The sequence below is a fragment of the Micromonospora carbonacea genome (assembly GCF_014205165.1).
In the GTDB taxonomy this organism is placed as follows: domain Bacteria; phylum Actinomycetota; class Actinomycetes; order Mycobacteriales; family Micromonosporaceae; genus Micromonospora; species Micromonospora carbonacea.
The window spans coordinates 5,461,872-5,482,631 of sequence record NZ_JACHMZ010000001.1 but is presented as its reverse complement, the minus strand read 5'-3'; the positions used below and the strand labels follow the sequence as shown (position 1 = coordinate 5,482,631).

The window sequence follows — 20,760 nt, the reverse complement described above, 5'->3', positions numbered from 1 at the left end:
GTGCCGACGGCGGCACGGGCGATCACATGGGTGGGGCGGTGGGTGGCGGCTCCGGCGGGAGGTTCGGGGCCAGCCGCCGCAGCGACGTGAACGTCGGGACGAGCGCCTCGTAGAGCTCCGCGTGCACGGGGAGCAGGGCGGCGTACGTGGCGGCGGCGGCCGGGTCGGGGCGTACCGTCTCGTCGATGCGGACCAGGTCGGCGGCGACGTCGACCGACGCGATCAGGCCGAGGGCCTGCATGCCCAGCAGCGCCGCGCCGAAGCTCGACCCCTCGTGTCCGGCGGGGAAACGCACCGGCATGCCGAGGGCGTCGGCGAGCATCTGCCGCCACAGCGGGCTGCGGGCGAACCCGCCGCTGGCCCGCACCTCCCGCACCTCGTTGCCGGCGGACCGCACGGACGCCAGCACCAGGGCGAGCTGCTGGCAGACCCCCTCCAGCGCCGCCCGGACCAGGTGCTCGCGGCGGTGGCCGTGGGTCAGCCCGACGTACGCGCCGCGGGGCAGCGCGCTCCAGTGCGGCGCGCGCTCGCTGAGCAGGTACGGCAGCATGACCAGCCCGCCGGAGCCGACGGGGGCGCGGGCGGCCAGGGCGAGCAGCTCCTCCTCGGAGTCCTCGCCCAACTCGGGGGCGAGCGCGTCACCGGCCCACTGGAGGACGATCCCGCCGTTGTTGATCGCGCCACCGACGACCCAGCGGTCCTCGGTCAGCGCATAGCAGAACACCCCGCCGAGCGGGTCCACGGCGGGGCGCTCGACCATCACCCGCATCGCCCCGCTGGTGCCGATCGAGCAGGCCACCACGCCCGGCCGCACCGCGCCGAGCCCCAGGTTGGCCAGCGGGCCGTCCCCGGCGCCGACCACGACCGGGGTGTCCGCCGGCAGGCCGGTGGCGGCGGCGTACTCGGCGGTGAGCCCCGGCAGGACCGTGGTGGTCGCCACGAGCTGCGGCAACTGCTCCTCGGTGATCCCCGCGATGCGCAGCGCCTCGGCGTCCCAGGCGCGGGTCTGGATGTCCATCAGGCCGCTGGCGGACGCGACCGAGTGGTCGGTGACCAACGCGCCGCACAGCCGCAGCAGCACGTGGTCCTTGATGCCGACCCAGTGCGCGACCCGCCCGAACAGCTTCGGCTCCTGCTCGGCGAACCAGACGAGCTTCGGCAGCGGCGCCATCGGGTGCACGGGGGTGCCGGTGCGCCGGTGCAGCGCCAGCCCCGACCGGGCGGGGCGCAACCGTCGGTGTCGTACGCGACGCTCTTCGTGCTGGTGGTGCCGATGTCGACCCCGATCACCACGCGCGGGCGCTGGTCCGGGTCGGCCACGGTTCCTCCTCGGCGTCGGCGGCGCCGGCACGCGTGCCCGCGCCGGGCTGCGGAAGGCGTTACCCAGTGATCAACCTCCGCACACGGGTCCCGGCGGGGAACGTGAATCGACGTGCTGCCATCCCCCTGCTGTGCCTATTGGTCCACCGATCGGGTGATTAGCGTGTTTCGACGGGTCCGTCGGCTCCGTCGGTGCCGTTGATCCGGGTGACACCCCGGTTGGTGGCTCGCGCGGCGAAGGAGTCGGCGTGGCGAAGACTGATTCGACGGGTTCCACAGGGAGTTCGCCGGGTTTTACCCGGCGGCAGTCGACCGGTGCCACCTGGCGGTACCGGTGGGCGCACCGGCAGAACGAGCGGCGGCAGCGGACGTACCGCGACGCCGAGCGGGCCTGGCGGCGACGCGACGACGAGCTGCGGCGGCTGCGCGCGGCGGCGGCCGACTTCGGCCGCCAGGCCAACGCCGGAGCCGGGCTGCCCCTGGAGCTCGCCCCCGGCGAGCGGGTGTTCTGGGCGCTGCCCGCCGTGCAACTGGTCGAGCTGCGGCACACCGCCGTGCTCCCCGCCCCCGACCTGTGCGTCGACCCCGGCCGGTCCGCGCTGCACCACCGCCGCCCCGACGGGGTCAAGGTCACCGACGCCGGCCTCGCCGTGCTCACCGACCGCCGCCTCGTCCTGCTCGGCGGGCGGGGCCGGCGCGACTGGACGTACGGGAGGATGACCGGCCTGGCCCACGACCCGGCGGCGCCGATCACGCTGATCCAGGTCCTCGACCGGCGGCGCACCTCCGGCCTGCTGCTGCCCGCCGACGCCGCCGCCGAGTTCCGGTTCACCCTCACCCTGGCCTTCGCCGAGGCCATCGAGCAGCGGGGCGCGGTGCTGGCCCAGCTCGACGAGCTGATCGCCGAGCACGACCAGACCCGGCCGTTCCGCCCCGCCATCGCCACCCCCGCGCAGGCCCGGATCACCTCCCTCGTGCCGGGCGGCCGGCGTACCGTCGCGGTGGCCGCCGCCGCGGCGCTGCTGGTGCCGGCGGTGCTGTTCGAGTCGGACCCGCCGGTGCGGCCCGGCTCGGACGTCGCCGCCGCCGCCACGGCCGCGCCGCCCACCGCCGGGCCGACCGGGCTCCCCACCGCCCGCGCCGCCGCGGCGTCCGCGTCGAAGCCGCGGCACGGCACCGTGTCGTCCGCCGCCGCGTCTTCCCCCGCCCCACCGGCCGCGACGCGCGACCGGCTCTGCGGCGCACCGGCCAACCCCTTCGGGTACGACTACTGCGGCGGCTCCCGCATCCGCCGGCCCGACGTGCGGGTGTGCGACTACTTCGACTGCGGCCAGGACTTCTGGGCCGGGACGGGGTACCTGGTGCAGTGCCGCGACGGCGCGCTCACCCTCACCGGGGGCCGGGCCGACGTGTGCGCCGCCCACGACGGGCTCCGCCGCACCGTCTGGTCCTGACTCCTCCGTTCGGTCAGGTGGCGCGCGTGTCGCACCATCGTCGGCATGCTCAACCTCAAGCGGGACCGCCACCGCAAGAAGAAGCGGCGCGGCGTCGACTCCTGCACCGACTGCGACTGCGACGGCCCGGACTGCTGCGACTTCGGGCTGTTCTCGTTCCTGCTCACCCTCGGCTCGGTGGCCGCCGGGGCGACCCGCGCGCCGGTCGTCGACCGGGCCGGCCGGGCCGCGATCCTCGGCTACCGCCGGTGGCTGTCGCACCGCTGGCCGGGCCAGTGCCGCTACACCCCGACGTGCAGCGCGTACGGGCTGGCCGCCGTCGAGCGGCACGGCCTGGCCGTGGGCGGGCGGATGGCCGCCGAGCGGCTTCGCCGCTGCAAGCCGCACGTGCCCCGGGGCACCCACGACCCGGTGCGCTGACCGCTTCTTCCCGGACCGTGGGCACCCGCCGACCGTTTCTACGCTCCCGCTATGACACCGAAGCCAACCCCCGGCCGGCTCGGCCGCGTCGGCGGTGCCCGGCCCGCGGGTGGTGCACCAGTTCGGCTACCCACGGGCCAGCTCGGACGAGGCCCGCCAGGGCCTGCCCGAATACACCGGTGAGCGCCTCGCCTACTGCACGGGCCCGGCGGTGGAGCAGCAGGCGACCGAGGACTGGCCGGAGCCCCCCGGCCAGTGGGGCACCGAGTGCGTGATGGGCGGCGGCTCCAGCGGCGGCCCGCGGTTCGCGAACTTCGACCGCCACACCGGGCTCGGCGTCGTGGTCGGCGACAACTCCCACGGCTGGCTCCCCGGGAAGCGCTACCTGGTGGGCCCGCAGTTCACCAGGGAGATCACCCGCCCGCCGTTCCACCGGGCGCAGCACAGCTGAGCCAACCAGCCGGGTGGCGGCCGAGGCGTACGAGGCAACCCGGATCGCCTTCGAGCTGGACCAGGACCGAAGGTCCCGCCGGACGGTGACCGAACCCCCTGCCGAGACTCCCCGCACCAGAGCAGGCTGAGGGGAGACCGACCAGCGGGGAGGCGTCATGGCCACGCAGCAACGCACTCGACCGGTGGCGCGGGCCGTCGACTCGTACCGGCTGCTCGCCGCCGCCCTCACCGCCCTGGCCGCCACGATGGCGACCAGCTCGCTGCTCGGGCCGCTCGGGGCGGGCCTGATGCGCTACCGCACCTCCCCGACCACCCTGCACCAACTGGTCGGCGGCGACGCCGCCGCGCTGTTCGTGGTGACACCGCTGGCCGTGGCCGCCGCCGTGCTCGCGGGCCGCCGGCACCCTGTCGCGCCGCCGCTGGCCGCCGGCATCGCCGGGTACGCCCTCTACACGTACGCGCAGGTCGTCATCGGCCAGGAGTACCTGCGCCTGCCGGGCAACGTGGAACGGTTCTTCCCGCTGCTGCTGGCCGCGTTCCTGCTCGCCGAGGCGACGCTGGTGCTCGCCTGGCGGGCGCTGTCGCCGCACCCGCCCGCCCCGTCGCGCCAGCTTGCCCGCGCCGCCGGCGGGACGCTGCTCGGGGCGGCGGCTTTCCTGCTGCTCGGGCTGCACCTGCCGACCATGGTGACCGCCTGGACCGACCCGGCCTCCATGATCGAGTACGCCTCCAGCCCCACCCCGTTCTGGACGGTCAAGCTGATGGACCTCGGCATCGTCGTCCCGGCCGCCGTGGCCGTCGGCCTCGGCGTGCTGCGCGGGGCGGCGTGGGCGCGGCGGATGGCGTACCCGCTGCTCACCTGGCTGACCTGCCTGGGCGCGTCGGTGACCGCGATGGCCGTGGTGATGCTGGCCGACGGCGACCCGGATGCGTCGCCGATGCTGGCGGCCGGGTTCGCGGCGGTCACGGTCACGCTCGCCGGACTGACGGTGGCGTTCGGCCGGCCGCTGGCGGCGCGCCGTAGGCCGACCGCCAGCGCCCTGTGCTACTGCGCCCCGGACATCCCCCGGGACCTCGTCGCACCGCAAGCGGGCGGGGCAGCGCCCCTGCCGTCGACCAGCGCCTCACCCGGGCGGGCACGCTCGCTCAGCGCCTGACGTCTGTCGGCAGGTCAGGCGGCGATCGCGCGGGCCGCCGCGTACAGGTCGGCCGGTAACGGGTGCGCCAACTCCCAGACGATGCGCATCGGCCGGTCCCCGGTGTGCCGCCGGTACGCCATCGGCCCGGCGTACAGGTAGGCCGGCGCGCCGAGGTCCCGGTCCGGCACCCGCGTCTCCCGCACGAACAGGTGCACCGTCGAGCCGCGCGAGGCGTGGTGGACGTAGCGCTGCCCGGTCGCCGACGCCGCCGACGTGGTGCTCTGCGACTCCCACTGGAACAGCCGGTCGGTGACGGCCCGGTCCGCGTACATGGTGGTGGGGGAGTAGTGCCGCTCCGACTTGACCAGGGTGACGAAGAACAGGTCCGCCCGCTCGGACTCCAGCCACTTCACCCCCTCCCGCAGCGACCCAGGGTTCGGCATCCCGAACGCGGCGCACGCCTCGTTGCGGCTGTAGCGGGCGTGCACCCGCAGCGCGCCGACGGGCACGGTGACCCGGTGGATGCGGTCCCGCAGCGCCCCGGCGAGCTGCCGCAGCTCGGCGCAGCGCGCCGGCTCCGCCCACAGCCGGGCGAGCCGCGCGTCCCGGTCGCTCAACGGTGCCTGCGGACCCCACAGGTCGAAGTGCAGCATGTCCCACAGCCGTCCCGGCTCGGGTCGCTCACCGGCGGCGACCCCGGCCAACAGGTCCAGCCGGTCGGCGTCGTCCAGGTGCAGCATCCGCCCGATGGCCCGCCCCAACTCGCGGTCGTCCGGGCCGGGGGCCGGGGTGTCCAGCCCGGCGAGCCGCCGCAGCCCGGTCCACCCGCCGACCGCCGCCGAGCGGTAGACGTCCTCGACGTCGAGGCCGGTCTCCCGCAGGAAGCCGGCGAGGTCGACGTCCCCGAGCTGCCGCAGCTCGGCCACCAGGCCCCTCCTCGACGTGGGCAGGGCGCTTCTGAGGTTGGCCAGCACCACTTCCTTCGCCACCCGGTCCAGCTCGACGTGGCAGCCGCTGGGCAGCATGGGAAAGTCCTGCTCGACCGCGTCCCGGACCGCCCGCCGGCTGACCCCGGTCAGGGCCCGCCAGCGCAGGTCGAACCGGAAGTTGGCGTGCTGCCCGCCGATGAAGTCCAGCACCGTGAGGCAGGGCTTGTCGTCGTCCAGGCGCAGGCCCCGGCCGAGCTGCTGGAGGAAGACCGTCGCGCTCTCGGTGGGCCGCAGCATCAGGATCGTGTCGACCATCGGCAGGTCGACGCCCTCGTTGAACAGGTCGACGGTGAACAGCACCCGCAGCTTCCCGGCCCGGAAGTCGCGCAGCAGCCCGTGCTGCGCCGACCGGTCCAGCCGGGACGTCACCGCCGCCGACGGGACACCGTGCCGGGTGAACCAGTCCGCCATGAACTCGGCGTGCCCGATGCTCACGCAGAACCCGAGCGCCCGCATCCGCCCCACGTCCACGGTGTCGCGTACGGCTCGTACGATGAGCCGCGCCCGCGCGTCGTCGCCGGTGTAGATCGCGCCCAGCTCGCCCGGGTCGTACCCCTGGCCGCGCCGCCACCGCAGGTGCGACAGGTCCACCTCGTCGTGCACCCCGAAATACTGGAACGGGGCCAGCAACTGCCGCTCCAGCGCCTCCCACAGGTGCAGCTCCACGGCGGCGCGGCCGTCGAACCACCGCCGCACGTCGCCGCCGTCGGCCCGGTCGGGGGTCGCCGTCAGCCCCAGCAGTACGCGCGGACGCAGCCGCTCCAGCAGCCGCGCGTACGTCGGCGCCTCCGCGTGGTGGAACTCGTCGACGATCACCATGTCGTACGCCCCGGGGTCGATCTCGCGGCGGTGCAGCGACTGGATCGAGGCGAAGACGTGCGTCCAGTTCCTCGGCTCGCTCCCGCCGACCAGCAGCTCGCCGAAGCTCCCGTCGCCCACCACCTGCCGGAACGTCGACAGGCTCTGCCGCAGGATCTGCTCCTGGTGCGCGACGAACAGCAGCGAGTCGACGGTCTTGTTCCTGTTTAGCCGCCGGTAGTCCAGCGCCGCCACCACCGTCTTGCCGGTCCCGGTCGCCATCACCACCAGGTTGCGGTGCCGGCCGTGCACCTGCCGCTCCGCGTCCAGGTCGGCCAGGATCTCCGCCTGGTACGGGTACGGCCGCACGTCCAGGTTCGCGATCTGCGTCGGCGATCCCTCCCGCCGTTCCCCGCTGAGCGCGGCGCGCAGCCGCTCGCCGTCCCGCCCGGCGTCGTACGCCTCGAACGCCGGATCGTTCCAGTAGTCCTCGAAAGTGGCGGCGAACGTGTCGATGACGTGCGGCTGCTCCACGTCGGAGATGCGGACGTTCCACTCCACCCCGTCGACCAGCGCCGCCTTCGACAGGTTGCTCGACCCGACGTACGCCGTGGTCAGGCCGTTGCCCCGGCGGAACAGCCACGCCTTCGCGTGCAGCCGGGTCGTCCTGGTCTCGTAGGAGACCTTGACCTCGGCGCCCAGCTCGGCGAGCCGGTCCAGCGCCCGCTGGTCGGTCGCACCGAGGTAGGTGGTGGTGATGACGCGCAGCGTCCCGCCCCGGCCGATCAGCTCGCGGACGGCCGGCTCGACGATGCGCAGCCCGTGCCACTTGATGAACGCGCACAGCAGGTCGACCCGCTGTGCCGACGCCATCTCGTGGGTGACCTCGTGACCGATGCGCGGCTGGTGGCGGCCGTTGACCAGCAGCGCGCCGGTGGAGAGCGGGGTGGTGGGGCGGGCCGGGAAGGTCGGCTGCGCGGGCGGGGTGGGCGGGGCGGCGATGGCGTGCAGCAGGTTGCGGGCGTCGGCCACCTGGTCGTCGGGGCCGGCCGCGTCCGGGTCGAGGTCGGTGACGGCCTGCGCGATCCGGTTGGCGAGGTCGACCTGGCGGCGCAGCCTGTCGTCGCCGCCGGGTACGGCTTGCAGGGCGCGGCTGATCAGGGCGGCGAGGTGCCGGGTGAGGAGCTGGTGGGCATCGGCCGGGTCGAGCGGCTGGCGTTGGACGAGCGCGGCATCGAGGCGGTGGAGCTGCCCGGCGAGCTGGTGGGTGATCAGGTGCTCGTAGACGCCGAAACCATGATCGCTCACCCGTGCACGGTACCTGCGAGGCCGCTCAGCTGCTTCAGTTGACTTTGCCGCGCTACTGTCGCCTGTACGACAATCGGCTTCTTCGATTCCGTGCCTGGTGGATAGTAGCCCGGATGTTGCCATTGAACCCTCTCCGGCGAGGGAGGCTGAGTTGATCTGAGTTACGTATGCCGCTCTGGCCGATCTTGACATCTGCTGGACGGTGGCCGCCCGCTTGGATCGCGGTCTTCCTTGCGTGGCTCGATAACTTTGTTGATCGACCAACTCGGGTGTGACCCGGTCGTCCGGAGTGGTGTCGAATCCGCCGAAGGGGTGAACTCCCAGAGGCTGATCGGCTCGCGGATGAGAGCGTCGCGTCCGGGTGAGCTTCGGGTAGTGTTCCAGGGGCCGCGCAGTCGCGCTCAGTTCTCGATCGTTCTGCCTGCGCGCCCTGCTGACTTCGCGCCATCGAACCCATCGCTATTTCCACGATTTACTTTGGGCGGGCGGGCGTGAGATGGATTTCGTGGGAGAGCGTGTGAGGAGGGACCATGGGGCAACGAAAGGCCCTGGTTGTCGGAATAAACGACTACTCCGGTCGGTGGTCGCCCCTGAGTTGCTGTCTGAACGATGCATCGCAGGTGGCGGGTCTGCTCGAAATGGAGGAATACGGGTTCGAGGTAACGGTGCTCACGGACGCGGAGGCGACACGAGGACGCATCTTGAGATGGGCGGCGGAAGCCAGGTCGTCGATGCCCGAGTCGTTGTTGTTCTACTTCTCGGGCCATGGAACGGTAACCGATCTGGGGGCGTTCCTGGTGACCTTCGACAATGCCGAGTATGACGAGGGCATAGAGATCCAGAAAGTCATACGTCTGCTAGCCGGCGAGTCTGATTCTAGGCATGACACCCTAGTCTTCCTTGACTGCTGCCACTCTGGGGCTGGGATTCGGCCCGACGGTACCGTGGAGATGCGCCGGCCCATGCTGAACGACGACATAAGAACCGCAGTCAACGTGGACCGTGGGGTTGCCGTCATCGGTGCGGCATTGAGCAGTCAGCAGGCTTGGGAGGAGCAGAACTTCGGGCACGGCATCTTCACCTACTACCTTCTTCAAGGGCTGTACGGAGAGGCGGCCGATCACGATGGCTGCGTCACCGTTCACAGTCTTTACGAGGTTATTTCTCGAAACATGGGGCAGCGCGGAGGCTCCCGCGAGCAACAGAAGCCGGTCTTCGGTGGTCATATCCCAGGCCGACTGGTCCTGGCAGCTGGGTTGACTCCTAATCTCCCGCCCCCACCTCCAGAGCAGGATTACCTGCTGATCGAGCGCGAGGCCCAGAGCTTTCTCGACCAGTTCCTTCGCTTCAAGATGGGTTATGACTCCGAAGGCTGGCGACGAGAGGGGTACGATCTCGCTTGCCGTCGGCTGGAGAGCATCTACGAGTGGTTCGAGAGAAAAGCCGTCATGCCGGGGGTGGCGAGCCGGTTGGCCTTCCGTAGATGCCGTGAGACGTTGAATCGGTATCGTACCGAGTTGGCGCTGGTGGAGAGCGGGATGGTGATCAAGGAGGGAATCCTCGAGCGCCAGTTGGGCTCAGGTGGGTTCGGTTCGGTTTGGCAAGTGAGGGACCCGGAAACGGGCAAGTCCGTCGCGTACAAGATTTATCACGCGCAGGAGATGGACAATCCTGAAAAGATCCAGCGCTTCGCTACGGGTTACGAAGCGATGACGCTGCTGAAGCACAACTCGATCGTCAAGGTTCATCGCTTCAGCACGTGCCCCATTGGCTTTGTGATGGATTACATCGAAGGGCAGAACATTCGGGATCTGAAGCCGCATTCATTCCTTGAGCCCGACGAGCTGATCGATCTTCTGATTGGCGTGGCGAACGCCGTCGTCCACGCACATCAAAACAGCGTGATTCACCGCGACATCAAGCCGGAAAACATCGTGTGTCTTACCGGCCCCGACGGCCGGCAGCACCCCTATCTGACGGACTTCGACCTGGCCTGGTTCACCACCCGCACCCAGAACGCTACCAAGAGTGGCCTCGGGGTTATCTACTACGCTGCGCCAGAACAGTACTCCGCATTCGATCCGAAGATCGTGTCGGCGAAGACCCCGGCCCTGGATGTATTTTCCTTCGGCCAGCTCATGTATTTCTGCTTCATGGGTAGGGACCCCGACCCCGTGCGACTGGGTGGCAATCTTGCCGAAATCCAGCGAAAGTTCCACTCAAGTGTCTCGGGCGAGGTCGTGCGGCAGATTGGTGCGCTGTACAAGGACGCCACCGAGTGGGCCTCTGCGGAGCGCATTCAGAGCTTCGAGGAGGTCATCGGCCGACTCTTGTTGATCAAGGATGAGTTGTCGCACACCCACAGTGATAAGACGCTGGAAAGGGCGACTTTCCTCGCTGAACTGATCTATAAGCTGACCAACGATCCTCGAGTGCCCTCGAAGCCCGCCTTCACCAGTCTGACGGGGAACTGGGAGGTGTCCTTCTCGTGGAGCGAGAAGCTGTTCCGGCAGGCCATGCACCCTTCGCTCACCGTGCAGTTCCACCCCAACGGTAAAATTGGGTTCGAGAACATGGCCAACGAGAAGATGCGCAGAATTCTCAACGAACGGGTCGACGCTGCGCTGGCACCGCACAAGCCTTACGCCTTGCGCCACAAGGGGCGGAAGGGTGCCTTCGAGGTGTACGTCGAGTACACCCCCGTCGTCGTTGCGCGATCAGGCCTCGAGCCGATCAGGCTGACCATCCGCTCCGTTCTGGCGGCGCTGGAACGAAGCTGACGCCATGGCTCTGGGCGACCGCCCGGGACAGGTGTCGTGAGCGGGGCCTGCCAGCCCTCTACAGTCGACATTTTCATCGACGTGGACGGCGAGAGGGTTTGGGATGCGCATCGGCATCAACACGTGGGCGTGGGCGGCCCCGCTGACCGACCGGGCGCTCGCCCGGCTGGCACCCAGGATCAGGGCGTGGGGCTTCGACGCCATCGAGTTGACCGTCCAGGCGCCCGGCGACTGGGATCCCGGGTCGGCGGCAGACCTGCTCGCCGGGCTGGAGCTGGCCCCCGCCGTCTGCGCGGGTCTGCTGCCCGAGCACGACCTGCTCGCCGACGACGCGGAGGTGCTGCGGCGTACGGAAGAGTTCGTCCGGCACTGCGTGCGGGTCGCGGGGCGGGTGGGCGCGGCCGTGGTGGCGGGCCCGCTCTACGCCCCGGCCGGCCGGCGGTGGCTGCTCGACGCGGACGCCCGGCGGGCCGCCACCGCCCGCCTCGTGGCGCGGCTGCGGCCGCTGGCCGACGAGGCGGCCGGGCAGGGCGTGACGATCGCCCTCGAACCGCTCAACCGGTTCGAGACGAGCCTGCTCAACACCGTCGGGCAGGCACTGGAGGTGGTGGACGGCGTCCCCGGACTGGGCCTGGCGCTGGACACCTTCCACCTGAACATCGAGGAACGCGACCTGCCGGCCGCGATCCGGCTGGCCGGCGACCACCTCGCGCACGTCCAGGTGTGCGGCAACGACCGGGGGACGCCCGGCGGCGACCACCTCGACTGGCCGGGGATGTTCGACGCCCTGTGCGACATCGGCTACGGCGGCCAGGTGAACATCGAGTCGTTCACCGCCGAGGCATTGGCCGTGCCGATGTCCGTGTGGCGGCCCCTCGCCGCCGACCCCGACGCCCTCGCCGTCGAGGGGCTGGCGTTCCTGCGCGGCCTGACCGGGCGTGATCTGCCGTAGACCTTGGAAGGGCATCCGGCGTGGCACCAGGGAAATCCGCTACAGATGATGGTGACATGTATAGGGTTTCCTCGTGGAGCCGGCAGGGCAGTCAGGGGGCGGGGACGGGTCACTAGCCCGTCTTCCGGCCACCTTCAGCTACTCAGAGGCTCTTGCCGCTGGCGTCTCCGAATGGCGGCTGTACCGGCTGCGCGATCAAGGGCTCATCGAGGCCCTCGGGCGGGGCCTGTACCGACGTCGTGACGCCGAGACAGCGGACCTCGACCTCGTCGAGGCTGCCCGCCGTGCGCCAGCGGCCACGCTCTGCCTGACCACCGCCCTGGCCCGGCACGGCCTCACCGACGAGATTCCCGCGCGCATCGATGTCGCGCTGCCGCGCGGGCGGCATCGGCCGCTCGTCGTCGCTCCGGTCGCCTGGCACTGGTTCGATCCCACCACGTTCCAGATCGGGCGTACGGAGCTGCCGCTCGATCCTGATACGTCGATCGGGCTCTACAGCCCCGAACGCAGCATCATCGACGCCGTCCGCCTTCGGCACCGAGAGGGACCCGATCTGGCGTACGGGGCGCTCAGGCGGTGGTTGGGGCGAAGAGGCGCATCGCCGTCAAGGTTGTTGGGGATGGCGCGGAGCTTTCCCAGGGCGGAGCGACCACTTCGAGAGGCGCTGGAGATCCTGTTGTGACCGTACGTCCGACGCGGGCCACTGTTGCCGGCCGCGCCTACCTCGACCTCCAGAACCTCGCCCGCCGCACCGGCCGGCCGACCGACGAGCTGCACCAGATCTACGGGTTGGAGGGATTCCTCGCCCGGCTGGCTCAATCCGAGTATGCGCACAGGCTCGTCCTCAAGGGCGGGGTGCTGCTGGCTGCCTACTCCACCCGACGCCCCACCCGAGACGTGGATCTCCAAGGCCGATGGATCTCGAACGACAGCGGCCAGGTGCTCGACATCGTCCGACATGTCGCGGCCGTGGAACTTGACGACGGTCTTGTGCTCGATGCGGGGGCCGCGACGGCCGAAACGATCCGGGACGACGACACCTACGCCGGAGTGCGGGTCGGTCTTTCCGGAAGCCTCTCTGCGGCGCGGCTGACCTTCCACGTCGATGTCAACGTTGGCGACCCGATCTGGCCAGAACCGCGATCGATCAGGCTGCCGCGCCTACTTGACGGGGAGATCATACTCACGGGTTACCCGTTGGCCATGGTGTATGCGGAGAAGCTGGTGACGGCGTTGCAGCGCGGCGGGGCGAACACCCGCTGGCGTGACTTTGCCGATGTCTACCTGCTCTCAAGTCGCCATGATATCGACGGTGATGAACTAGCGACGGCCATACGGCAGGTTGCGGAATACCGGCAGGTGGTGCGTGAGCCGCTGAGCAAGGCCCTTGACGGATATGCGGCGCTCGCGCAGCCGCGGTGGGCTTCGTGGCGGCGTAAGCATCGCCTGGACAGCCAGCTTCCCCAGGAATTCGACGTGGTGTTGCGACGTGCGTCCGCGCTCGCCGACCCCGCGTTGGCCGAGCGTGCGCGGGGCCGGCGCTGGATTGCCGCGACCTCGGGTTGGGCGATGTGACGCCGGGGCCGGCGAAGGCCAGCCGGGTAGAGTGCGGACGCGCTGGATGGGAGGTGGGCAGTGACCGTCGGGCTGGAGGTGCCGCCGTCCGTCGAGGCGGAGCGGGTCGTCACGGCGGTGCTGGCCGACCTGCGTTCCGGTGACCACCGGGGCGTCGTCGTCGACTCGCCGCCCGGCGCCGGCAAGTCGACCCTCGTCGTCCGCGCCGCCGTCGAGCTGGCCGCCGCCGGGGAGCCGCTGATCATCGTCGCGCAGACCAACGAGCAGGTCGACGACCTCATCGACCGGCTCGCCCGCAAGGCCCCCGGGCTGCGCATCGGCCGGCTCTCCGCCACGGAATACCGGCCGACCGACCGGGTGAAGGACCACCCGACGGTCAAGGTGGCCGCGAAGGTCGCCGACCTCGGCGGGCCGGCCGTCGTCATCGGCACGGCCGCCAAGTGGGCCATGGTCACCGAGGGCTGCTGGCCGTGGGCGATCGTCGACGAGGCGTACCAGATGCGGTCCGACGCGTTGTTGCGCGTGGCCGGCAGGTTCGAGCGGGCCCTGTTCGTGGGGGATCCCGGGCAGCTCGACCCGTTCTCCACGGTCGAGACGGTGCGCTGGACGGGCCTGACCTGGGATCCGATGCAGTCGGCGGTGGCGGTGCTGCTGCGGCACAACCCGCAGTTGCCGGTGCACCGGCTGCCGGTGTCGTGGCGGCTGCCGGCGTCGGCGGCCCCGGTGGTCGCTGCGGCGTTCTATCCGTTCACCGGGTTCCGGGCGGGCACCGGCCGTGCCGACCGGGTGCTCGCGTTCACCGACGCCGGGCCGGGGGACGCCGTCGACGCGGCGGTGGAGCTGGCGGCGTCGACGGGCTGGGCGCTGTACGAGCTGCCGCAGCGGCACGCCCCGCGTACCGACTCCGAGGCCGCCGCCGCGTGCGCCGCGCTGGCGCTGCGGGTGCTGGCGCGCGGCGCGGTCGCCGTCTCCGAGCACGCGCCGGCCGGCGCGCCGGTCACCGCCGACCGGATCGCCGTGGGGGCCGCGCACCGCGACCAGGTCGCCGCCATCCGCGCGCACCTGGGCGCGGCCGGTGCGGGCGTCACGGTGGACACCGCCAACCGGCTCCAGGGCCGCGAGTACGACGTGACGATCGTGCTGCACCCGCTGTCGGGCCGGCGGGACGCGACCGCCTTCCACCTGGAGTCGGGGCGGCTGTGCGTGCTGACGTCCCGGCACCGGCACGCGTGCGTGGTGGTGGCGCGGGCGGGCATCGCGGAGCTGCTCGACGCCCACCCGTCGACCGAGCCGGTGCACCTCGACGTGCCGGTGCGGTTCCCCGACGGCTGGCAGGCCAACCAGGCGATCCTCGACCACCTGCACCACCCGCGCCGGCCCTGACCGGCCGCCGGCCGCCGGTGGCCGTGACCGGTCAGGTCGTGCCCGACCCGGGGGCCAGCGCCCACGCCGCGACGCCGGCCAGGGCGAGCAGCGCTGCCACGAGCAGGCACCACACGAGCACCCGGGACGGCGGGCCGCTGCGCTGCCCCGGGTCGGGGCCGGGTGGGCCGGCGGCCGGCGGCCGGTGGGGGTGCGCGGCGTCGCTGCCCGGGCCGGGGGTCGCCGGGGGGCGCACCGGCCACCTGCCCACGGCGGGGGCCGGTGCGGCGGGCGCGACGGGGCTCTCCTCGAGGTGCGCCTGCATGGCGCGCGCCGCCAGCCGGAGGCACCACAGGCCCCGGTCGGGTCGCAGGTCCTCGAAGGTCGTGCAGGTCAGCGCCTGGGCGATGAGGGAGAGGCGGGCCTGCCTGCGCCAGGTCGCCGGCCCCGCGAGCGGCTGGGCGTACGCGGTGCCGACCTCGTCGGCGATCCGGACGAGTTCCGCGACGGGCCCGACCAGCGCGCCCGGTCGCCCCCGCTGCGGGTGGACCAGGTAGTCGATCAGCGCCTCGGACCCGTCGTGGTCGAGGCTCGGGACGTACCGGAGCACGGTGGCCAGCAGCAGGGCGGCGACGTCGCGGGTCAGCGGGGCCTCCGCGTCGACGGCGCTCAACCCGACCAGCGAGAACCGCTCGGGGTACGGCCGGCCGTCGGCCCCGCAGGGCACGAGCACGTTGCCGCCGTGCAGGTCGCCGTGGGCGAAGCCGGCGTGGAAGCGGACCGGTCGGCGGTGGTGGGGCGATGCCGGGTCGACGGTCCGCAGCGGGTTCGGCAGGGGCCGCGAGTCGATGACCAGCGACTCGGCGTCACTGCGGAAGCCGAAGATGCCCAGCGCGTGATGGATCTTCTCCCACGCGCCGGCGGCCCGCAGCTCCCGTTCGAGGTAGGGGCCGAGGGTGGTCTCGCGGTGCGGCGGGCCGGCGCGTCCGGGGGCCGGTGCGGCGCTGTTCCACTCGTGCAGCACCGCCTCCAGCACGGCCCGGAACGCGGCGAGCAGGTCCTCGCCGTCGAGTTCGTCGAGGCCCCGCATCCGGGCGTCGTCGTCGGTGGTCTCCTGGAACATCAGCCGGCGGCCGTCGCGCAGGTCGATGGGCGGGAAGATCTGCTCGGCGAGGTGCTGCCGGGCGAAGTCGCCCAGGGCGGCCCGCGGCCGTTGCTGGCCGCGCACCTCCCGCTGCCGCGAGCGGGCCGGCAGAACCTTGACGAAGACCTTCCGGGTGGGCTCCCGGCCCGGCGGCGCAGGCTCGGTGAGCCTCGCGACGAAGAGTGTGCCGCCTCCGTAGCCCCGGTCGAGGCGCGTCTGCGGCGGGACGCTGATCTCCCGGTCGCACTGCTGCCCGAAGTCCTCCAGCGCCGCCCTGAGCGTGGGGTCGGGTACGTAAGGTTCGAGGGGTTCGCCCATGTCCGCCGTCGGGCCCTTCACGAGGGAAAGTGAATGTGGACGATCGGGATTGCGTCGTCCAAGAAGGGTGTCGCGCGCGGAGTAGAAGCTACCTCAGGGCGGGGCGAATCAGGGGGATACGCGCAGCGGCCCGACAACCTACTTGAAGGTTGTTCCGGCCGGGTTCAGCCGGCGTACTGGTCGCCGAACTCGCGGACGCCGTCGACGTCGAGGGTGATCCGGCTGTTGTCTGCCCAGACGCCGGTGGCGGCCCGCCAGCTCGGGTCGTCCCGCTCGTCGACGGCGGTCCAGTTCTGCCGGTGGAAGCGGAGCTGGATGGGCCCGCTCGACTCGCCGGGGGCGAGGGTCCCGCCGGTGAAGGTGAGCCGGACGTGGCCGGGGACGGGCGTGCCCGGCACCGGGTACCGCGTCGCGGTGGGGACGGGCGTGGGGCTGCTGCCCGGCGGCGGGGGCGGCGGCGCGGGCGGCAGGTAGAAGAACAGCTGCCGCTGGACCCGGTCGCAGCCCAGCGCCGCCCAGTCGCACTCCGTCACGAGGGACGTGTTGCCGCCCTCGAAGGTCAGGTGGTAGTCCATCCGCACGGTGCGTAGGTCGAGCGGCTGCGCGCCGGTGTTGACGACCTGCGCGACGAAGTGGACCTGGTTGTCCGTGGGCGCCCAGTCGAGGTTGAGGTAGCTGACCTTCGCCCGGCCGTACGCGGTGCGCAGGTCGGTGGTCGCCGACGTGTCGGAGTATCCGCCGATGGTGTGGGCCTGGATGGCCACCTGGTATTCGGTGCCCGGCGGCAGGGCGGCCAACGTGATCGAGGGCGTCTGCGTGCTGCCCAGCCCCCGGTACGTGTTGGGGCCCAGCGGCACCAGCACCTCGTACGTGATGGGTTCGGTGCCGCCCGGCTCGCCCACCCACGTCGACGGCGTCCAGGCGAGGGTGAGCTGGTGCGGCTCGTTGGCCACGACGACCGGCGCGCCGGGCGTGGTGAGGGCCGGGCCGTCGGCGGCGCGGGCGGCGGTGACGGCGAGCAGGCTCAGCAGGCCGGCGACGGCGGCTGCGGCGGTTACGCGGCGGGCACGCATGACCGGCATCCTATTGGTAGATGATCGTCGATGGATATGGCCGACCGGCCCGACGCGGCCGACCGACCGGCCAGGGGCGGCGGAGCCGCGGGCGCCCTGACGGTCACCGGCTGGTCGCCCTCGGTCAACGGGGTGAACCGTCGATGGTCACCGTCCGTACCCATCGCCGTGGAGACGACGGAGCTGCGTGCGGGGCCGACGGTCGGGGTGGCGGAGACGATCCGGGCGGTGAGCGCCGACCTCGGCCCGTCCTGGGCGGCGACCGCCGCCGCCGTCGACCGGGCCGCCACCACCTTCCTGGACACCGTGAGTGACCGCCTCCCCGGGCTGCTGGCCGAGCGGGACCAGGTCGTGGTCTTCGCCACGCTCGGCCGGCTGGCCGGCGGCGTCGACGACCCGGCCGGGCGGGCCGCCGCGCTGGCCGTGCTGGCCCGGGCCCACCGGGGCGTCGGCCTGCTGCCGCAGCACGCCGACGTGCTCGGCGACGCCCTGCTCGCCGCCGTCGCCCGGGAGAACCGGGCCCGCTGGACGGCCGCCCTCGCCGCCGGCTGGGAGCGCGGGCTGCGCCGGGCGGTCACCGCCGTGCGCCGGGCCGCCGCCCGGGTCGGCGACGGGCCAGCGTGGTGGCGGGCCGAGGTGGTCGCCCACGACCGGGCCGCCGACGGCGTGGCCGTGCTCACCGTGCGCCCGCGCCGGCCGCTGCCGTACCGGCCGGGGCAGGCGGTGCCCGTGTGCGACCCGCGCCGGCCCGGGGCCTGGCGGTGGTACTCCCCGGCGAACGCGCCCCGCCCCGACGGCACCGTCGAGCTGCACGTGCGCGCCGTCGCCGCCGGCACCGTCTCGGGCGCGCTCGTCGACGGGGTACGCCCCGGCGGGCCGCTGCTGCTCGGCCCGCCGTGCGGGATCAGCCTGCTGCTCGACCCGAGCCCCTGGCACGACCTGCTGCTCGTCGCCGCCGGCACCGGCCTGGCGCCACTGCGCGCCCTCGTCGAGCAGCTCGCCGCCGCCCCGGACGGCCGGCGGGTGACCCTGGTCGCCGGGGCGCGCACCCCGGCCGACCTCTACGACCGGGCCACCCTCGCCGAGCTGGAGGCCGCCCACGGGTGGCTGACGGTGGTGCCCGCGTACTCCCACGACCCGGCGGCCGGCCCCGCCGAGCGGGGCGACGCGCTCACCGTGGCCCTGCGCCATTACGCGGGCGACCAGGAGGTGCACCTGTGCGGGCCGCCGCAGATGGTGGCCGGCGCGCGGCTGCGACTGCTCGCCGCCGGGGTGCCCGCCGACCGGGTCCACCTGCCGGACGCCTTCGACCGCTGACGGCCCGGACGCGCCGGCGGCGGCGGGCCTGCCGTGGCAGCCCGCCGCCGGGGTCGGCCGCTCAGCCGGGCACGTGGTCGTCAACCGGGCACGTGGTCGTCAGTCGGGCAACCAGTCGAAGGTGTCGGGGTGCGGGCCCTGCCGGCCCGCCTCGCCCCGGTCGAGGCCGGTGATCCGCTCCATCGTCGCGTCGTCCAGCGCGAAGTCGAAGATCTGGAAGTTCTCCGCCATCCGCTTCGGGTCGATCGACTTGGGGAAGACGATGTCGCCGCGCTGCACGTGCCAGCGCAGCACCACCTGGGGCACGGTGCGCCCGATCTCCTCGGCGATGTCGACGAGGTTCGGGTCGTCGAGCACCGCGCCCTGGGCGATCGGCGACCACGCCTCGGTGAGGATGCTGTGCGCGTGGCCGTACGCGCGCACGTCCTCGTTGCCGAGGTAGGGGTGCACCTCGATCTGGTTGACCGCCGGCACCACGTCGGCCTCGGCGGCCAGCCGCTCCAGGTGCGGCACCTGGAAGTTCGACACGCCGATCGAGCGGGCCCGGCCGTCGCGCCGGAACTCCTCCAGGACCTTCCAGGTGGAGACGAAGTCGCCGTCGTAGCGGGTCGGCAGCGGCCAGTGGATCAGGAACAGGTCGATGTGGTCCATCTTCAGCGCGGCGAGGGTGGCGTCGAACGCGCGGCGGGCGTCGTCGGGGCGGTGGAAGCTGTTGTTCAGCTTGCTGGTGACGAAGACCTCGTCCCGGGCCAGGCCGGAGGCGCGCACCGCCTGGCCCACCTCGGCCTCGTTGCCGTACATCTCGGCGGTGTCGATGTGCCGGTAGCCGATCTCCAGGGCCCGGCCGACGGCCTCGGCGGTCTCCTCCGGGGGGATCAGATAGACGCCGAAGCCGAGCTGGGGGATGGTGTTGCCGTCGTTGAGCGCGATGTCGGGAACCGTGTTCGCCATGTCGGCAGTCTCTCCCATCGTCAGGGGCCCGGGCGCGCGGAGGCTGCGCGGCCGGGCCGTGCCACCCGGTTGTCCTACCCCGCCCCGGTCGCTTCCGCACGGCCGGGGCGGGGTGATCCGCGACAACCGGGTGGCCCCGGGCGGGGTCAGCCCCAGATGGCGGTGGCCCACTCCGGGTGGTCGACGAACGGGTTGCGGTTGCCCTGCCAGCGATCGTAGATGACCTGGTTGCGGCGCTTCTCGAAGGCGTCCGGCGGGTCGGCCAGGTTCCAGGCGAGCAGCACCGACAGCTTCCCGTGGTACGGGGACGTGCCGTTGGACACCGAGTTGTTGATCTCCAGATTCGGCCAGCCGTCGTCGCCCTCGTAGCGGATCGCCATATACATGATCATCCGGGCGACGTCGCCCTTGACCGCGTTGCGCGGCTCGAACGAGTCGGCGTCGGAGTAGCAGCCGGTGCACTCGGACACCCCGCTGCCCCCGGTGTCGAAGTCCTTGTTGCCGCGCGTCGAGTTGACCGAGACGTCCTCGGGGCGCAGGTGGTGCACGTCGGTGCCGGGGCCGGTGGCGGTGCCGAAGTCGCCGTGCGACTTGGCCCAGACGTGCTCGCGGTTCCAGTCGTTGGCGTCGCCGCCGTTGCTGGTCTTGCTCTGCGAGCGGCCGCTGTAGAGCAGCAGCACGTTGTTGGCGTTGGCCGGGTCCTGGTCGGTGTCCTTCAACGCCTCCCACACCTGGTCGTAGTTGAGCTTCGTCTGCGTCCTGATGATGGCGTGCAGGGAGCTGCGCAGCGCGGTGCCGGTCTTGCCCATCGCGCTGGCGTAGTACGTCGAGTCGTACGGGCCGCCGCCGCCGGTCGGGCTGGGCGACGGGTTGGGCGACGCGGTGGCCGACGGCGTCGGCGACGGGCTCGGGGTGCCGCCGCCGAGGCTCATCGCGGTGGGGTTCTTCAGCCCGCCGTGGCTGAAGTACGCGGTCAGCGCCCCGGTGGCGGTGACCTGCCTGCCGCGTAGCCCCGGGTTGGTCAGCAGCCCGAAGGTGCTGCGGTACGCGGCAGTCACCTGGACGTAGAGCATCCTGCCCGTGCCGGTCTCGGCGGCGCTGTCGGCGATGGCGATCGCCGTGTCCGCCGTGTAGCCGGAGGTGATCACCGTGTTCGTCGCCGTCGGCTGCCCGACGACGTACCCGGTGACGGTGGCCGTGCGCCCGTCCTGGGCGGCCAGCGCCTGTGCCACGGTCAGCGTGGTCGCCGCCGACGCGGAGGTGCTCGCCACGACGGGCGCCACCATCGTGACGGCCAGTGCGAACGCCGTGATCAGCCGCCCGGATCGCGAGCGGGTGACGCTCTTTGTATTCATGGTCGACGATGCTATCGGCGCTGGTGTGAACATCGGGAGAGCGCCGGGAAAC

At 72.2% G+C, this 20,760-nt stretch carries 16 protein-coding genes; 10 read left to right on the top strand and 6 right to left on the bottom strand.

Annotated features, from left to right (window positions below):
• Positions 1-22: 22 nt before the first annotated feature.
• Positions 23-1,231, bottom strand: coding sequence for a gluconokinase (locus HDA31_RS22955; protein WP_246384451.1), 1,209 nt, complete (start codon positions 1,229-1,231; stop codon positions 23-25).
• A 337-nt stretch (positions 1,232-1,568) separates the two neighbouring features.
• Here HDA31_RS22955 and HDA31_RS22950 point away from each other — a divergent pair, with 337 nt between their 5' ends.
• The 4 genes from HDA31_RS22950 (at position 1,569) to HDA31_RS22935 (ending at position 4,804) form a co-directional block, all read left to right on the top strand.
• Complete coding sequence (locus HDA31_RS22950) at positions 1,569-2,774, top strand: hypothetical protein (protein ID WP_178063628.1); 1,206 nt, start codon at positions 1,569-1,571, stop codon at positions 2,772-2,774.
• Between the two features lie 45 nt (positions 2,775-2,819).
• Positions 2,820-3,194 (top strand): membrane protein insertion efficiency factor YidD, encoded by a 375-nt coding sequence (gene yidD, locus HDA31_RS22945; protein WP_077936442.1) that lies wholly within the window; start codon positions 2,820-2,822, stop codon positions 3,192-3,194.
• Positions 3,195-3,303: 109 nt separating this feature from the next.
• Positions 3,304-3,645 carry a trypsin-like serine peptidase gene (locus tag HDA31_RS22940; protein WP_178063629.1) on the top strand — a complete coding sequence of 114 codons (342 nt, stop codon included), beginning with the start codon at positions 3,304-3,306 and terminating at the stop codon, positions 3,643-3,645.
• Positions 3,646-3,802: 157 nt separating this feature from the next.
• Positions 3,803-4,804: a hypothetical protein gene (locus HDA31_RS22935; RefSeq protein WP_178063630.1), complete on the top strand. Its 1,002-nt coding sequence runs from the start codon at positions 3,803-3,805 to the stop codon at positions 4,802-4,804.
• Positions 4,805-4,818: 14 nt separating this feature from the next.
• Here the strand turns inward: HDA31_RS22935 and HDA31_RS22930 are convergent, their stop codons facing one another.
• Entirely contained in the window at positions 4,819-7,881 is a 3,063-nt protein-coding gene (locus HDA31_RS22930) for a DEAD/DEAH box helicase (protein WP_246384452.1), read from the bottom strand.
• A gap of 530 nt (positions 7,882-8,411) precedes the next feature.
• On the opposite strand from HDA31_RS22930, the gene HDA31_RS22925 reads away from it, so the two are divergent.
• The 5 genes from HDA31_RS22925 to HDA31_RS22905 all read left to right on the top strand — a co-directional run bounded on the left by HDA31_RS22925 (position 8,412) and on the right by HDA31_RS22905 (position 14,571).
• Positions 8,412-10,661, top strand: a complete 2,250-nt coding sequence (locus tag HDA31_RS22925; protein WP_178063632.1) for a protein kinase domain-containing protein — start codon at positions 8,412-8,414, stop codon at positions 10,659-10,661.
• Between the two features lie 103 nt (positions 10,662-10,764).
• On the top strand, positions 10,765-11,613 hold the full coding sequence (locus HDA31_RS22920; RefSeq protein WP_178063633.1) for a sugar phosphate isomerase/epimerase family protein: 849 nt from the start codon (positions 10,765-10,767) through the stop codon (positions 11,611-11,613).
• 73 nt (positions 11,614-11,686) lie between these two features.
• Positions 11,687-12,295: a type IV toxin-antitoxin system AbiEi family antitoxin domain-containing protein gene (locus HDA31_RS22915; protein ID WP_178063634.1), complete on the top strand. Its 609-nt coding sequence runs from the start codon at positions 11,687-11,689 to the stop codon at positions 12,293-12,295.
• Positions 12,292-13,188, top strand: coding sequence for a nucleotidyl transferase AbiEii/AbiGii toxin family protein (locus HDA31_RS22910; protein WP_178063635.1), 897 nt, complete (start codon positions 12,292-12,294; stop codon positions 13,186-13,188). Before HDA31_RS22915 ends, HDA31_RS22910 begins: the two co-directional genes overlap by 4 nt.
• A gap of 60 nt (positions 13,189-13,248) precedes the next feature.
• On the top strand, positions 13,249-14,571 hold the full coding sequence (locus tag HDA31_RS22905; RefSeq protein WP_178063636.1) for an AAA domain-containing protein: 1,323 nt from the start codon (positions 13,249-13,251) through the stop codon (positions 14,569-14,571).
• A gap of 31 nt (positions 14,572-14,602) precedes the next feature.
• Here the strand turns inward: HDA31_RS22905 and HDA31_RS22900 are convergent, their stop codons facing one another.
• Both HDA31_RS22900 and HDA31_RS22895 read right to left on the bottom strand, forming a co-directional pair.
• Positions 14,603-16,033, bottom strand: a complete 1,431-nt coding sequence (locus HDA31_RS22900) for a hypothetical protein (protein ID WP_178063637.1) — start codon at positions 16,031-16,033, stop codon at positions 14,603-14,605.
• Between the two features lie 143 nt (positions 16,034-16,176).
• Complete coding sequence (locus tag HDA31_RS22895) at positions 16,177-17,085, bottom strand: cellulose binding domain-containing protein (protein ID WP_221486663.1); 909 nt, start codon at positions 17,083-17,085, stop codon at positions 16,177-16,179.
• A 30-nt stretch (positions 17,086-17,115) separates the two neighbouring features.
• Between HDA31_RS22895 and HDA31_RS22890 the strand changes: the two genes are divergently transcribed.
• Positions 17,116-18,402, top strand: coding sequence for an FAD-binding oxidoreductase (locus HDA31_RS22890; protein WP_246384453.1), 1,287 nt, complete (start codon positions 17,116-17,118; stop codon positions 18,400-18,402).
• 99 nt (positions 18,403-18,501) lie between these two features.
• On the opposite strand, the gene HDA31_RS22885 is transcribed toward HDA31_RS22890, so the two are convergent.
• Together HDA31_RS22885 and HDA31_RS22880 are read right to left on the bottom strand one after the other, a co-directional pair.
• The gene (locus HDA31_RS22885) at positions 18,502-19,353 is read right to left on the bottom strand and encodes an aldo/keto reductase (protein ID WP_178063638.1); all 852 of its coding nucleotides are present in this window, start codon (positions 19,351-19,353) and stop codon (positions 18,502-18,504) included.
• Positions 19,354-19,499: 146 nt separating this feature from the next.
• Entirely contained in the window at positions 19,500-20,708 is a 1,209-nt protein-coding gene (locus HDA31_RS22880; protein WP_178063639.1) for an endonuclease, read from the bottom strand.
• Positions 20,709-20,760: the final 52 nt, after the last annotated feature.